General features: G+C 71.1%; 14 protein-coding genes. 12 read left to right on the top strand and 2 right to left on the bottom strand.

Features of this window, described 5'->3' with window-relative positions; all coding sequences use genetic code 11:
* Window positions 1–38: 38 nt before the first annotated feature.
* Window positions 39–212 (bottom strand): hypothetical protein, encoded by a 174-nt coding sequence (locus tag ABT085_RS34355; protein ID WP_351617026.1) that lies wholly within the window; start codon window positions 210–212, stop codon window positions 39–41.
* Window positions 213–626: 414 nt separating this feature from the next.
* Between ABT085_RS34355 and ABT085_RS34350 the strand changes: the two genes are divergently transcribed.
* From ABT085_RS34350 to ABT085_RS34335, 4 genes are all read left to right on the top strand, one after another.
* Window positions 627–1,280 (top strand): response regulator transcription factor, encoded by a 654-nt coding sequence (locus ABT085_RS34350; RefSeq protein ID WP_009340866.1) that lies wholly within the window; start codon window positions 627–629, stop codon window positions 1,278–1,280.
* Between the two features lie 6 nt (window positions 1,281–1,286).
* A complete protein-coding gene (locus tag ABT085_RS34345) occupies window positions 1,287–2,519 on the top strand; it encodes a sensor histidine kinase (RefSeq protein WP_351617024.1) in 1,233 nt (410 codons plus the stop codon).
* Between the two features lie 396 nt (window positions 2,520–2,915).
* Complete coding sequence (locus ABT085_RS34340) at window positions 2,916–3,212, top strand: DUF4193 domain-containing protein (protein WP_003993510.1); 297 nt, start codon at window positions 2,916–2,918, stop codon at window positions 3,210–3,212.
* 13 nt (window positions 3,213–3,225) lie between these two features.
* Window positions 3,226–4,164 (top strand): hypothetical protein, encoded by a 939-nt coding sequence (locus tag ABT085_RS34335; protein WP_351617021.1) that lies wholly within the window; start codon window positions 3,226–3,228, stop codon window positions 4,162–4,164.
* Window positions 4,165–4,592: 428 nt separating this feature from the next.
* Here the strand turns inward: ABT085_RS34335 and ABT085_RS34330 are convergent, their stop codons facing one another.
* The gene (locus ABT085_RS34330) at window positions 4,593–5,057 is read right to left on the bottom strand and encodes a DUF3093 domain-containing protein (RefSeq protein ID WP_351617019.1); all 465 of its coding nucleotides are present in this window, start codon (window positions 5,055–5,057) and stop codon (window positions 4,593–4,595) included.
* A gap of 58 nt (window positions 5,058–5,115) precedes the next feature.
* Here ABT085_RS34330 and ABT085_RS34325 point away from each other — a divergent pair, with 58 nt between their 5' ends.
* The 8 genes from ABT085_RS34325 to ABT085_RS34290 all read left to right on the top strand — a co-directional run bounded on the left by ABT085_RS34325 (window position 5,116) and on the right by ABT085_RS34290 (window position 13,186).
* A complete protein-coding gene (locus tag ABT085_RS34325) occupies window positions 5,116–5,700 on the top strand; it encodes a PaaI family thioesterase (RefSeq protein WP_351617016.1) in 585 nt (194 codons plus the stop codon).
* Entirely contained in the window at window positions 5,697–6,257 is a 561-nt protein-coding gene (gene dut / locus ABT085_RS34320; protein WP_351617014.1) for a dUTP diphosphatase, read from the top strand. The genes ABT085_RS34325 and dut overlap by 4 nt, the downstream gene beginning before the upstream one ends.
* A gap of 1 nt (window position 6,258) precedes the next feature.
* Window positions 6,259–7,020 carry a DUF3710 domain-containing protein gene (locus ABT085_RS34315; protein ID WP_351617013.1) on the top strand — a complete coding sequence of 254 codons (762 nt, stop codon included), beginning with the start codon at window positions 6,259–6,261 and terminating at the stop codon, window positions 7,018–7,020.
* Between the two features lie 184 nt (window positions 7,021–7,204).
* Window positions 7,205–8,383 (top strand): alginate lyase family protein, encoded by a 1,179-nt coding sequence (locus tag ABT085_RS34310; RefSeq protein ID WP_351617010.1) that lies wholly within the window; start codon window positions 7,205–7,207, stop codon window positions 8,381–8,383.
* Window positions 8,384–8,552: 169 nt separating this feature from the next.
* Window positions 8,553–11,267, top strand: a complete 2,715-nt coding sequence (locus ABT085_RS34305; protein ID WP_351617007.1) for a sensor histidine kinase — start codon at window positions 8,553–8,555, stop codon at window positions 11,265–11,267.
* Window positions 11,264–11,947, top strand: coding sequence for a response regulator (locus ABT085_RS34300; protein ID WP_351617005.1), 684 nt, complete (start codon window positions 11,264–11,266; stop codon window positions 11,945–11,947). Before ABT085_RS34305 ends, ABT085_RS34300 begins: the two co-directional genes overlap by 4 nt.
* Before the next feature lie 75 nt (window positions 11,948–12,022).
* The gene (locus ABT085_RS34295) at window positions 12,023–12,421 is read left to right on the top strand and encodes an OB-fold nucleic acid binding domain-containing protein (RefSeq protein ID WP_351617002.1); all 399 of its coding nucleotides are present in this window, start codon (window positions 12,023–12,025) and stop codon (window positions 12,419–12,421) included.
* Between the two features lie 3 nt (window positions 12,422–12,424).
* Window positions 12,425–13,186: a DUF3159 domain-containing protein gene (locus ABT085_RS34290; protein ID WP_351616999.1), complete on the top strand. Its 762-nt coding sequence runs from the start codon at window positions 12,425–12,427 to the stop codon at window positions 13,184–13,186.
* Window positions 13,187–13,306 lie beyond the last annotated feature (120 nt).

Here is a 13,306-nt window from a genome sequence, read left to right as displayed (position 1 = left end):
GGATCGCCCGGGGCCCCGCTGTCGTACGTACGAACCGATCAGACGGCGGACATGCCGACTTCCACGCCGTGCTCGGCGGCGAGGCGGTGCAGGTCGTCGAGCTCGCCCTGCTCCACCTCGACGAGGAACTCGTCGCCCTCGTCACGAGCCCGCGTCAGGTCGGACTCGGTCGTCTTTATGCGCTGCAGAAGTCCTGCGGTGAAAGCGTCCATGCTGCGCCCCCTCGTCCAGGGTCGTGGGTCGATGGCACGGGGGTGTGCCGTTGGGAAGGGGCGATCACGTCTCCTGTGGATGTCCGGCGCAGCCCTGTGCCGGGCGGCCACGGTGCCGGACACCCACGACCACTCTGTGGAAAAGCGGACAGCGACGTACCGCATGGTGTTGCGGCACAAGCAGAGTGTGATCGCGGGGTGTAAACCGTCCTCCCCCCGCTCCCTTCCGTGGAAACCTCAACCGCACGAGAAAATCCGCTATTCCAGCGCCGATCGCCCGCACATCCGTGCCCGCTCTCCCGCCTTACCGCCGACTTACAGCCGAAAAGGGCAGGATGGACGCCACATCCACGAAGAATCCTGCCCGTGTGCGCCCGAGGGGCTATGCGGGTGGACACAGGAAGGACAAGCGACGTGCGCGTACTCGTCGTCGAGGACGAGCAGCTGCTCGCCGATGCGGTGGCCACCGGACTGCGCCGGGAGGCCATGGCCGTCGACGTCGTGTACGACGGTGCGGCCGCCCTGGAGCGCATCGGCGTCAACGACTACGACGTGGTCGTCCTCGACCGCGACCTCCCGCTCGTGCACGGCGACGACGTCTGCCGCAAGCTCGTCGAGCTCGGCCTGCCCACGCGCGTGCTCATGCTCACCGCGTCCGGCGACGTCAGCGACCGGGTCGAGGGGCTGGAGATCGGCGCCGACGACTACCTGCCCAAGCCCTTCGCGTTCAGCGAGCTCATCGCACGGGTGCGGGCCCTCGGCCGGCGCACCAGCGTGCCGCTGCCGCCCGTCCTGGAGCGTGCGGGCATCAAGCTCGACCCCAACCGCCGCGAGGTCTTCCGCGACGGCAAGGAGGTCCAGCTCGCGCCCAAGGAGTTCGCCGTCCTGGAGGTGCTGATGCGCTCCGAGGGCGCGGTGGTCTCCGCCGAGCAGCTGCTGGAGAAGGCCTGGGACGAGAACACCGACCCGTTCACCAACGTGGTGCGCGTGACGGTCATGACCCTGCGCCGCAAGCTGGGCGAGCCGCCCGTCATCGTCACCGTCCCCGGCTCCGGCTACCGGATCTGATCCGCGGTGGCCACGACACCCGCGCCCGCCCAGGCGCCGCCGAAGCCCACCTGGGACCCCAGAAAACCGCAGCCTCCCTTCCCGTGGCTGCGTCCGACCATCCGGATACGCCTGACGCTCCTGTACGGCGGCATGTTCCTGATCGCCGGCATCATGCTGCTGTCGATCATCTACCTGCTCGCCGCACAGGCGCTGAGCGTCGGCAGCGAACTCCCCTTCACGGTCATCTACGGGAAGGTCGGCAGCAACACCTGCGCTCTTCCGCAGAACCCCACGCCGGACGAGCTCAACCACGCGATGTCCGCATGCGTGAACCTGCAGCGCCAGCACGCCCTCGACGATCTGCTCAGCCGCTCCCTGCTGGCCCTGCTCGGCCTCGCGGTGATCGCCTTCGCCTTCGGCTACGCCATGGCCGGCCGGGTGCTGTCCCCGCTCGGCCGGATCACCCGCACGGCGCGCGCGGTGGCGGGCTCGGACCTGTCCCGCCGGATCGAGCTGGACGGCCCGGACGACGAGCTGAAGGAACTGGCCGACACCTTCGACGACATGCTGGAGCGCCTCCAGCGGGCCTTCACGGCCCAGCAGCGCTTCGTCGGCAACGCCTCGCACGAGCTGCGCACCCCGCTCGCGATCAACCGCACCCTCCTGGAGGTGCACCTGTCCGACCCGGGCGCGCCGGTGGAGCTCCAGCAGCTCGGCAAGACGCTGCTGGCCACCAACGAGCGCAGCGAGCAGCTCGTGGAGGGCCTGCTGCTGCTCGCCCGCAGCGACAACCAGATCGTCGAGCGCAAGCCGGTGGACCTCGCGGAGGTCGCCGAGCAGGCGGTCGACCAGGTGCACGCCGAGGCGGAGGCCAAGGGCGTGGAGATCCGCGGCGAGCGCAAGCCCGCCGTGGTCCAGGGCAACGGTGTGCTGCTGGAACGGATCGCCCTGAACCTGGTGCAGAACGCCGTGCGCTACAACGTGCCCTCGGGCGGCTGGGTCGAGGTCACCACCGAGGTCGGGCACGGCCAGGCGGTCCTGGTCGTGTCGAACACGGGACCGGTCGTACCGGCGTACGAGATCGACAACCTGTTCGAGCCGTTCAGGCGGCTGCGCACGGAGCGCACCGGCAGCGACAAGGGGGTCGGCCTGGGTCTGTCCATCGTCCGGTCCGTCGCACGGGCGCACGGCGGGCATATCTCCGCCCAGCCGCGAGAGGGGGGCGGTCTCGTGATGCGCGTCACACTCCCCATCTGAGACCATGACGCCGACACGCACGGGACTGTTCGCTTTTAGCGGAATTTTCGGGACACCCGACGGACGGTCCCCTGTGTGATCGATCACAAGGGCGATATTCAGACTATCCACGCTCCGTGATCACAGCTGGTGCCACAAAGCCCGTAAAATCCGGGTTTTCCGGTGCCGTGCTCACGGGAAGTACACGGTGAGGCGCCTTTGGAGAGCGGCGCCATGACCGTGTACGGTCCCGATCGCCATCCAAGCCGATCACTCTCGGGGGATCCGGTTGGGTGTCGATTGAGTAACAGACCTTGATGTGAGGCAAAATCTCCGCCTCGGGTCGGGCACAAGTCCGGCCTCTCACGCGTTACGTGCGCTGGAGACACCGCAAACACCCAGAGGGGGAGAGCGACCATGGCAACCGATTACGACACCCCACGCAAGACCGACGACGACGTTGACTCGGACAGCCTCGAGGAACTGAAGGCCCGTCGGAACGACAAGTCGGCTTCGGCCGTCGACGTCGACGAGTTCGAGGCCGCCGAGGGCCTCGAGCTGCCCGGGGCCGACCTCTCGAACGAGGAGTTGGCCGTCCGCGTGCTGCCCAAGCAGCAGGACGAGTTCACCTGCATGAGCTGCTTCCTGGTGCACCACCGCAGCCAGCTGGCCCGCGAGAAGAACGGCCAGCCGATCTGCCGCGACTGCGACTGAGGACGGGTCGGCCGTGACTGGCTCGACCCCACCTCGGAAGCGCCGCTTCCCCCTGCGGGGAGCGGGGCGTGGGCCGTCCGACGGCCCTCACGGCGTGCGTGACGACGAGCGGGGCTCATCCGGTACGACGCAGGAGTCGTCCGGCTCGGCCTCGCTCGAACCGGCAGGCGACCGGGGTGACCTCCCGGCGCCGGTGGAGAGTCCCGCGCCCGCCGCCAGGCGGCGGGCCGCGGCGATCCGCGACAAGGCCGTGGGCCTCGCCGCGGACGGCGCCCGCAAGACCGGCAGCGGCGCCAAGGCGGGCCTGGCGTACCTCGTCGACCGGATCATCGAGATCGCCCCGCGGGTTCCCGTGCGCGACCTCGCGACGCTCCGCCGGCAGTTCCCGGGCCTCGGCCCCGAGCGGCTCGCGGACAAGCTCGTCGCGGGCGCCGCGAACGCCACCTCGACCGTCGGCGCGGGCATCGGGGCGGCCGCGATGCTGCCCGTACCGCCCGCGATGCCCACCGAGCTCGCCGCGGAGATCACCGGGGTCGCCGCGATCGAGCTGAAGCTGATCGCCGAGCTGCACGAGGTGTACGGCCTGCGGCCGCCGGGACAGCTCAGGGACCGCAGTACCGCGTATCTGCGCTCGTGGTCGGGCGAGCGCGGGATCGACGTGCGGAAGCCCTCGACGGTCGACGCGGCGCTGGGCGGCCGGATGAAGCGCGAACTGCGCCAGCAGATCACCAAGCGACTGGTCCGCAACCTGCCGAACCTGATGCCGTTCATGGTCGGAGCCGCGGTCGGCGCGGTCATGAACCGCCGTGACACGAAGAAGCTCGCCGCGCGGATCCGGGCGGACCTGCGGAAGTCGCAGGTGTCCTGGGACGAGCTGTCCGAGCTGCCGCCGCTGGAGCCTCCGGCGGATCCGGTGGGACTGGGCGACATCTCGAAGGAGCTGGGCCGGTGAGACGCGCCGCCGCCCGCGGGTGACGCCGCCTCCCACAGTCACGATCCACGCGTGCGCCTTCCGGCCCACCCCCGGCAACCGCCGCTCCAGGGCCCTCCTGGCACCGCCGCCGGTCACTTCCAGGGCCCCTTGGAGCCAGCCCCCGCGAGCCGCTCGAGGCCCTTCCGGCCCACCTTCCCAGCCCTTTCAGGACCTTCCCGGTCTGGTTCCGGTCCGGCTTCCGTGAGCCGCTCGGAGCTCTGCGGGTTCAGCCGGTTCCAGGGGATCCCGGGCGGCCTCTCCTGGGCCGCGCGGGGGCGGCAGGCCCGTATCCCGTGCGCAGAGCTGCCGAAGGCCCGGTCGGAGCCCGCCTTCGCGAACCCCTCCCGGGCCTTCCAGTGCGTCCTCCGGCCGCCGGGACCCCCGCGGGGCCGACCGGTGCCAGGGTGTTACGCCGAGGCCGTCCGGGCGGCCTTCAGGGCCTCCGCCAGGCGTTCCGGCTCCCGGGTCGACAGGTACAGGTACGGCGTCGGGTCCTCCGGGTCCGTGACCTCCACGCGCAGGGCCGTGGGGATGTAGGAGCGCAGCAGGAGGAAGGCGCGTACGTCGGCCTTGTAGGTGCGCCAGGCGCGGGCCTCCTCGGCGTCCAGGACCTCTGCCTCGCCGAGCGCCGCCACGGGGATCTTCGCCTCGCCGGCGATCAGGGAGTCCCCGACCACACGGATGCGCGGCGAGCCGTAGGAGCTGGCCGTGACGGCCGCGGCCGCGGTGCCTCCGACGAGGCCGCCGAGCATCGGCAGGGTGCCGAACGGGAGCAGGACCAGGGCGCAGGCGACGCCCACGAGAAACGAGATCAGCCACCACGAGCGGGGGGCGGTCAGGCGTTCTTCGTACGGGGTGGCGGAGTGCTGCATGGAGCCAAGCTTGGCACGGTGTCCGGATACGGCCGACGCGCGGGTAAGGTCTGCGCCTGTGAGTGGTACTTCCCCAGCTCTTCAGCCTCCCGACGACGCCGTGAAACCGGTGCGGCACCCCGACGCTCCCGCACCCGGTGAGCTTCTCGGTGCCCACTACGAACAGTGTTTCGGATGTGGCGGAGAGCAGCAGCACGGGCTGCACCTCCAGGCGCGGGCCGGGACCGGTGTCACGATTACCGCCGAGTTCACCGTGCAGCCCGCCCACCAGGGCGCTCCCGGGCTCGCGCACGGCGGCGTGCTCGCGACCGCCCTCGACGAGACCCTCGGCTCGCTGAACTGGCTGCTGCGGACCATCGCGGTGACCGGACGGCTGGAGACCGACTTCGTGCGGCCCGTACCGGTGGGGACGACGCTGTACCTGGAGGCCGAGGTGACCGCGGTGGCCGGCCGGAAGATCTACTCGACGGCCACCGGACGCATCGGCGGCCCGGAGGGCCCCGTCGCCGTCCGCGCCGACGCCCTGTTCGTCGAGGTCGCGGTCGAGCACTTCGTCCGCAACGGCCGCGAGGAGGAGATCCAGGCCGCCATGAGCGACCCGGACCAGATCCGTCGCGCCCGCGCCTTCGAGGTGAACCCGTGAGCCCCGCCGGCCGTGACCCGCTGGACGTGCTGATCCGGCGCGTGGACCCCGAGGTGCCGCTGCCCTCGTACGCACAGCCCGGTGACGCCGGCGCCGACCTGCGTACCACCGAGGCCTGCGAGCTGGCGCCGGGGGAGCGGGCGGTGCTGCCCACCGGAGTGTCGATCGCCCTCCCGGAGGGGTACGCGGCCTTCGTGCACCCCCGGTCCGGACTCGCCGCCCGTTGCGGCGTCGCCCTGGTGAATGCCCCGGGGACGGTTGATGCCGGGTACCGTGGGGAGATCAAGGTGATCGTGGTGAATCTCGACCCGCGCGAGTCGGTGCGGTTCGAGCGCTTCGACCGGATTGCCCAACTGGTAGTCCAGCAGGTCGAGAGGGTTCGCTTCCAGGAGGTCGCGGAGCTTCCCGACTCGGTACGGGCCGAGGGGGGCTTCGGGTCCACCGGCGGCCATGCCGCGGTGGGCGGCGCGAGCGGCACAAGCGGTCAGGCCGCCGACGGCGGCGCAACGGGTGGGTATAGATACGCTTCGGTCGTATCCGACCGGGAAGGACAGTGACGTGTTCGGACGTCGCAAGAAGAGGGATGCCGCCGACGGCGCGGCCGGCGAGGCCGAGCAGGTCGTCGACAGCGTCGACACCGAGGCGGACGTAGAGGGCGCGCGCGAGCGCGTGCGGCTCGAACCCGAGCCGCGGCCCGACGGGCCCTGGGACGACACCGAGGTGCGCGAGCCGGGCGAGGGCCGGGTGGACCTCGGCGGCCTGTTCGTGCCCGGCGTCGACGGTATGGAGCTGCGGGTCGAGGTGGCCGGTGACGCGATCGTCGCCGCCACCGTCGTGCTGCACGACAGCGCCATCCAGCTCCAGGCCTTCGCCGCTCCCAAGCGCGAGGGCATCTGGGGCGAGGTGCGCGAGGAGATCGGCTCGGGCATCACCCAGCAGGGCGGCATCGTCGACGAGGTCGAGGGTCCGCTGGGCTGGGAGCTGCGGGCCCAGGTGCCGGTGCAGCTGCCCGACGGCACGGGCGGCTTCCAGGTCGTGCGGTTCGTCGGCGTGGACGGTCCCCGCTGGTTCCTGCGCGGGGTCATCTCGGGCCAGGGCGCGGTGCAACCGCAGGCGGCCGGTCTGCTGGAGCAGATCTTCCGGGACACCGTCGTGGTGCGGGGCGAGGGCCCGATGGCCCCCCGTGACCCGATCGTCCTGAAGCTGCCGAACGACGCCCAGATGGTGCCCGAGGGCGTCCAGCAGGAGGAGGCCGGTTCGCGCTTCTCCGGTGGGATGGGCCAGCTCCAGCGCGGACCGGAGATCACCGAGGTTCGCTGAGCACAGGCGTCCACGAAGGCGTACACGAAGTCGTACGCGAAGGGCCGTACCCCGGCGGGGTACGGCCCTTCGTCATGTGCGCGCCATCTTGACGGGTGGTTGGTCTGTACCTATGGTCTCGGCGCAGCGCCTGCGTTCATGCAGGCGCTCATCGTTCACATAGAAGAACGGATGGCCCCCCACCATGCGCCGTACCGCACTCCTCGCCGCCGTCACCGCCCTGGTCGCCGGCGCCTTAGTCTGGCCCGCCGCCCGCCAGGCCCAGGCCGCCCCCGCCGTCTTCGTCCACCCCGGCGTCACCGTCTCCAAGGGGCAGCTGGACCTGGCCCGGACCCAGGTCCAGGCCGGTGCCCAGCCCTGGAAGGGCGCCTTCGACCAGATGCTGGCGAGCAAGTACGCCGATCTGAGCCGCACCCCGGCGCCGCGCGCGACCGTCGAGTGCGGTTCGTACTCCAACCCCAACTACGGCTGCACCGACGAGCGCGAGGACGCGATCGCCGCGTACACCGACGCCCTCGCCTGGTACATCACCCGGGACAGCCGGTACGCGCAGAAGTCCATCGCGCTGATGGACGCGTGGTCCGCGGTGATCAAGGACCACACCAACAGCAACGCGCCCCTCCAGACCGGCTGGGCCGGCTCCTCCTGGGCCAAGGCCGCGGAGATCGTCAAGTACACGTACACCGGGAGCTGGTCCAACTCCGGCCGCTTCGCGACCATGCTGCGCGACGTCTACCTCCCCGAGGTCATCAACGGTTCCAACTCCAACGGCAACTGGGAACTGACCATGATGGAGGCGGCCGTCGGCATCTCCGTCTTCCTGGAGGACCGCACGTCGTACAACAAGGCCATGGCGAAGTTCCGGACCCGTACCGCCGCGTACGTCTACCTGGCCTCCGACGGCGCGCTCCCGAAGACCGTGCCGAGCCAGAACCTCGACACCACGGCGAAGATCGTCGGCTACTGGCAGGGCCAGTCGACCTTCGTCACCGGTCTCACCCAGGAGACCTGCCGCGACTTCACCCACACCGGGTACGGCATCTCGTCCATCTCCCACGTCGCCGAGACCAGCCGTATCCAGGGCCAGGACCTGTACGGGACCGACGTCGGCGAGCGGCTGCGGCAGGCGCTCGGCTTCCAGTCCAAGTACCAGCTCGGCACCGCCGTCCCGAGCTGGCTGTGCGGCGGCACGCTGAACCTCGGCCTCGGTCCGGTCACCGAGGTCGGCTACAACGCCCTGCACAACCGGCTGGGCATCGCGATGACCAACACCCAGGCACTCACCCTCCAGAACCGTCCGGCCGGCAGCAACAACCTGTTCGTCGCCTGGGAGACCCTCACCCACGGGGACAACGCCGGCTGAGCCGCGCACCCCGGGGGCCGGCCGGACCACGGCCGCGCCGGCCCCGCGCCGGAGGCGTCAGGGTTGTGTCAAAGACGACCTCCATCCCCCCTTCTAGACCGTTTTGCCGATCCGGCCCACCGTAAGGTCGACGCTGCGTACGCAGGCGGCACGGGAAGACAATGGGGCCATGGCACGCGGCAAGCTTCGGATCTATCTCGGTGCGGCACCGGGCGTGGGCAAGACGTACGCCATGCTCTCCGAGGCGCATCGGCGGGTGGAACGCGGCACCGACTGCGTGGTGGGCTTCGTGGAGCACCACGGCAGGCCGCGCACCGAGGTGATGCTGCACGGCCTGGAGCTCGTCCCGCGCAAGGAGCTCGACCACCGGGACGCGGTCTTCACCGAGATGGACGTGGACGCGGTGCTCCGGCGCGCGCCCGCCGTCGCCCTGGTGGACGAACTGGCCCACACGAACATCCCGGGCTCGCGCAACGCCAAGCGCTGGCAGGACGTGGAGGAACTGCTCGCCGCGGGCATCGACGTGGTCTCGACGGTGAACATCCAGCACCTGGAGTCGCTGGGCGACGTGGTGGAGTCCATCACGGGGGTGCGCCAGCGCGAGACCGTGCCGGACGAGGTGGTGCGCCGGGCCGACCAGATCGAGCTGGTCGACATGTCGCCGCAGGCGCTGCGCCGCCGTATGGCGCACGGCAACATCTACCAGCCGGACAAGGTCGACGCGGCCCTGTCGAACTACTTCCGCCCCGGGAACCTGACCGCGCTGCGGGAGCTGGCGCTGCTGTGGGTGGCGGACCGGGTCGACGAGTACCTCCAGCAGTACCGCAGCGAGCACCGGGTGTCGGCGATCTGGGGTTCGCGGGAGCGGATCGTGGTCGGTCTGACCGGCGGCCCGGAGGGCCGGACGCTGATCCGGCGGGCCGCCCGGCTGGCCGAGAAGGGCGCGGGCGGCGAGGTGCTGGCCGTCTACATATCCCGCGGCGACGGGCTGACCTCGGCCTCGCCCAAGGAACTGGCCGTCCAGCGGACCCTGGTCGAGGATCTGGGCGGCACCTTCCACCACGTGGTCGGCGACGACATACCGGCGGCCCTGCTGGCCTTCGCCCGCGGAGTCAACGCCACCCAGATCCTGCTCGGCGTCTCGCGGCGCAACAGCTGGCAGTACGTCTTCGGGCCGGGCGTGGGGGCCACCGTGGCCCGGGAGTCGGGGCCCGACCTCGACGTCCACCTGATCACCCACGGCGAGGCGGGCAAGGGGCGCGGACTGCCGGCCGCCCGGGGCGCCCGGCTGGGGCGGGCCCGGATCATCTGGGGCTGGCTCGTCGGCGTGGTGGGCCCGGTGCTCCTGGCGCTGGTGCTGAACACGGTCGACCTGGGCCTGGCCAACGACATGCTGCTGTTCCTGGCGCTGACGGTGGCGGCGGCCCTGCTCGGCGGGCTGCTCCCGGCGCTCGGCTCGGCCGCTGTCGGATCGTTCCTGCTGAACTACTACTACACGCCCCCGCTGCACCGGCTGACGATCGCCGACCCGAAGAACATCGTCGCCATCGTGATCTTCGTGGGGGTGGCGGTGTCGGTGGCCTCGGTCGTGGACCTCGCCGCCCGGCGCACCCACCAGGCGGCCCGGCTGCGGGTGGAGTCGGAGATCCTCTCCTTCCTCGCCGGCGACGTGCTGCGCGGCGAGACCAGCCTGGAGGCGCTGCTGGAGCGGGTGCGCGAGACCTTCGGCATGGAGTCGGCGGCGCTGCTGGAGCGCGAGAGCGACGTCGCGCCCTGGACCGTCGCGGGCAGCGTGGGACTCGGGCGGCCGCTGGAGCGGCCCGAGGACGCCGACGTGGACATGCCGGTCGGGGACCATATGGCGCTGGCGCTCACCGGGCGGGTACTGCCCGCCGAGGACCGTCGTGTCCTGGCCGCGTTCGCGGCCCAGTCCGCCGTCGTCCTGGACCGGCGGCGGCTGCGGGAGGAGGCCGACCGGGCCCGCGCGCTGGCCGAGGGCAACCGCATCCGCACCGCGCTGCTCGCCGCCGTCAGCCACGACCTGCGCACCCCGCTCGCCGGGATCAAGGCGTCGGTGTCGTCCCTGCGCTCGGAGGACGTCGAGTGGTCCGAGGAGGACCGGGCCGAGCTGCTGGAGGGCATCGAGGAGGGCGCCGACCGCCTGGACCACCTGGTCGGCAATCTCCTCGACATGTCCCGCCTGCAGACCGGCACGGTCGCCACGATCATCCGCGAGACGGACATCGACGAGGTCGTGCCGATGGCGCTCGGCGGCATTCCCGAGGACAGCGTCGAGCTGGACGTCCCCGAGACCCTGCCCATGGTCGCGGTCGACGCCGGGCTGCTGGAGCGCGTGGTGGCCAACCTGGTCGAGAACGCGGTCAAGTACAGCCCGCGGGGCAAGCGCGTCCTGGTCGCCGCCAGCGCCATCGCGGACCGGGTCGAGGTGCGGGTGGTGGACCGCGGGCCGGGCGTCCCGGACGAGGCCAAGGAGCGCATCTTCGAGCCCTTCCAGCGCTACGGCGACGCCCCGCGCGGCGCCGGCGTCGGCCTCGGTCTCGCGGTCGCGCGCGGCTTCGCCGAGGCGATGGGCGGCACGCTCGCCGCCGAGGACACCCCCGGTGGCGGCCTCACCATGGTCCTCACTCTGCGCGCGGCCGGAGCGGGCACGGAAACCGTCCAGCCGGACCGGCCCGCCCGGTCCGCCGAACCCGCGGGACCCGAAGAGGCCGCGCGACCGGCGGTTTCCGTGTCGCCGGAGGAGTCCGTGCAACCGGCAGCCTCCGTGTCGCCGGAGGAGCCCGCGCGACCGGAAGAGCCCGTGCAATCCGAAGAGCCCGTGCAACCACCACGGCCCGTACAACCGCAAAGGCAGGTCAGATGACCAGGGTGCTCGTGATCGACGACGAGCCGCAGATCGTCCGCGCCCTCGTGATCAACCTCAGGGCCCGCAAGTACGAGGTCGACGCAGCCTACGACGGCGCCACCGCGCTCCAGCTCGCCGCGGCCCGACACCCGGACGTGGTCGTCCTCGACCTCGGCCTGCCGGACATGGACGGCGTCGAGGTGATCAAGGGGTTGCGCGGCTGGACCAGGGTGCCGATCCTGGTGCTGTCCGCCCGCCACTCCTCCGACGAGAAGGTCGAGGCGCTCGACGCGGGCGCCGACGACTACGTCACCAAGCCGTTCGGCATGGACGAGCTGCTGGCCCGGCTGCGGGCCGCCGTCCGCCGGGCCGAACCCGTCGGGGCCGGCGAGGACGACGCGCTGGTGGAGACCGAGGGCTTCACCGTCGACCTGGTCGCCAAGAAGGTCAACCGGGACGGCAGGGACGTACGCCTGACGCCCACGGAGTGGCATCTGCTGGAGGTGCTGGTGCGCAACACCGGCCGGCTGGTCAGCCAGAAGCAGCTCCTCCAGGAGGTGTGGGGTCCCTCCTACGGGACCGAGACGAACTACCTGCGGGTGTACATGGCCCAGCTGCGCCGGAAACTGGAGGCGGACCCCTCGCACCCCCGGCACTTCATCACGGAGGCGGGGATGGGGTACCGGTTCGAGAAGTGAGCCGGAGCACGGGGCCGGTTCGGGCGCCGTCACCGCGGGTACGTCCTTGGCAGGGCACCCCGGTACGCTTCAGATATGAGTGCTGTTCCTCGTTCCGAGAAACCGGTGGGCCGGTTCCGGCGCATGCTCGACCGGCTCTCCTCGTCCCAGGAGGACCTGGAGTCCGAGGAGCTGCGGGAGGACGCCGAAACCGCCGGCTGCATCCGCATCGGCGACTGCCAGGACCGGCAGATAGTGACGGTTACTGGTACCTTGCGCACGGTCACCCTGCGGCCGCGAGCCGGAGTCCCGGCCCTGGAAGCCGAGTTGTTCGACGGCTCCGCGGCGCTGGACGTGGTGTGGCTCGGCAGGCGTTCCATCGTGGGGATCGAACCCGGGCGCAGGCTGATCGCGTCGGGCCGGATCTCGATGAGCCGGGGCCGGCGAGTGCTGTTCAACCCCAAGTACGAACTGAGACCCCTCGGACGGGAGTAGCCGGTGACGTCGCTCGACAAGCCGACCCAGGACACTCAGCAGGACGACGCCCGGGCGGTGACGGAGGCCGCGCTCTTCGAGGCGTTCGGCGGGGTGCGGGGCATGGTCGAGACGGTGCTGCCCGGCCTGCTCTTCGTCACCATCTTCACGATCAACAAGGACCTGCACTGGTCGGCCATCGCCGCGCTGGCCGTGTCGCTGGTCCTGGTCGTGGTCCGGCTGGTCATGAAGGACACCGTCAAGCACGCCTTCAGCGGGGTCTTCGGCGTCGCCTTCGGTGTCGTGTTCGCGATGATGACGGGCAACGCCAAGGACTTCTACCTCCCCGGCATGCTCTACACGCTGGGCCTGGCCGTGGCGTACATCGTCACCACGCTGTGCGGTGTCCCGCTGATCGGTCTGATCCTCGGCCCGGTCTTCAAGGAGAACCTCTCCTGGCGGACCCGCAACCCCGGCCGCAAGAAGGCGTACGCCAAGGCCAGCTGGGCCTGGGGCCTGATCCTGCTCGCCAAGTGCGCGGTCCTCTTCCCGCTGTACTGGTGGGCGAACACCGCCCAGCTCGGCTGGGTGCTGGTCGCCCTGAAGATCCCGCCCTTCCTGCTGGCCGTCTGGCTCACCTGGGTCTTCCTGGCGAAGGCGCCGGCGCCGATCGACGTCTTCGCCGAGATGGAGGCGGAGGAGAAGGCCGAGGAGGAGCGCAAGGCCGCGCTCGCCGCTGAGACCGCGGACCGCGGCGAGGCCACGGGCGGACGCCACCGCCGCTAGGCAGACGCGGACACGAGTACGACGATTGGGGGGGCGCGGGATATGCCGGGGCCCCCAAACTCGGGGGCCCACGCTTTAGGCGGCGCTAGGTCGAAGTGCATGGGTTAGGAATAGCAAACA

The organism is Streptomyces sp. NPDC002265 (assembly GCF_040296125.1).
Taxonomy (GTDB): Bacteria; Actinomycetota; Actinomycetes; order Streptomycetales; family Streptomycetaceae; genus Streptomyces.
Note: the sequence above shows the minus strand (reverse complement) of the source record. Positions and strands in the feature narration are given on the sequence as shown.

Coding starts and splice junctions, on each gene's coding strand:
- ABT085_RS34305 (WP_351617007.1), top strand. CDS start 8,553: ATGGCACGCGGCAAGCTTCGGATCTATCTCGGTGCGGCACCGGGCGTG.
- ABT085_RS34330 (WP_351617019.1), bottom strand. CDS start 5,057: ATGCAGCACTCCGCCACCCCGTACGAAGAACGCCTGACCGCCCCCCGC.
- ABT085_RS34310 (WP_351617010.1), top strand. CDS start 7,205: ATGCGCCGTACCGCACTCCTCGCCGCCGTCACCGCCCTGGTCGCCGGC.
- ABT085_RS34295 (WP_351617002.1), top strand. CDS start 12,023: ATGAGTGCTGTTCCTCGTTCCGAGAAACCGGTGGGCCGGTTCCGGCGC.
- ABT085_RS34300 (WP_351617005.1), top strand. CDS start 11,264: ATGACCAGGGTGCTCGTGATCGACGACGAGCCGCAGATCGTCCGCGCC.
- ABT085_RS34355 (WP_351617026.1), bottom strand. CDS start 212: ATGGACGCTTTCACCGCAGGACTTCTGCAGCGCATAAAGACGACCGAG.
- ABT085_RS34340 (WP_003993510.1), top strand. CDS start 2,916: ATGGCAACCGATTACGACACCCCACGCAAGACCGACGACGACGTTGAC.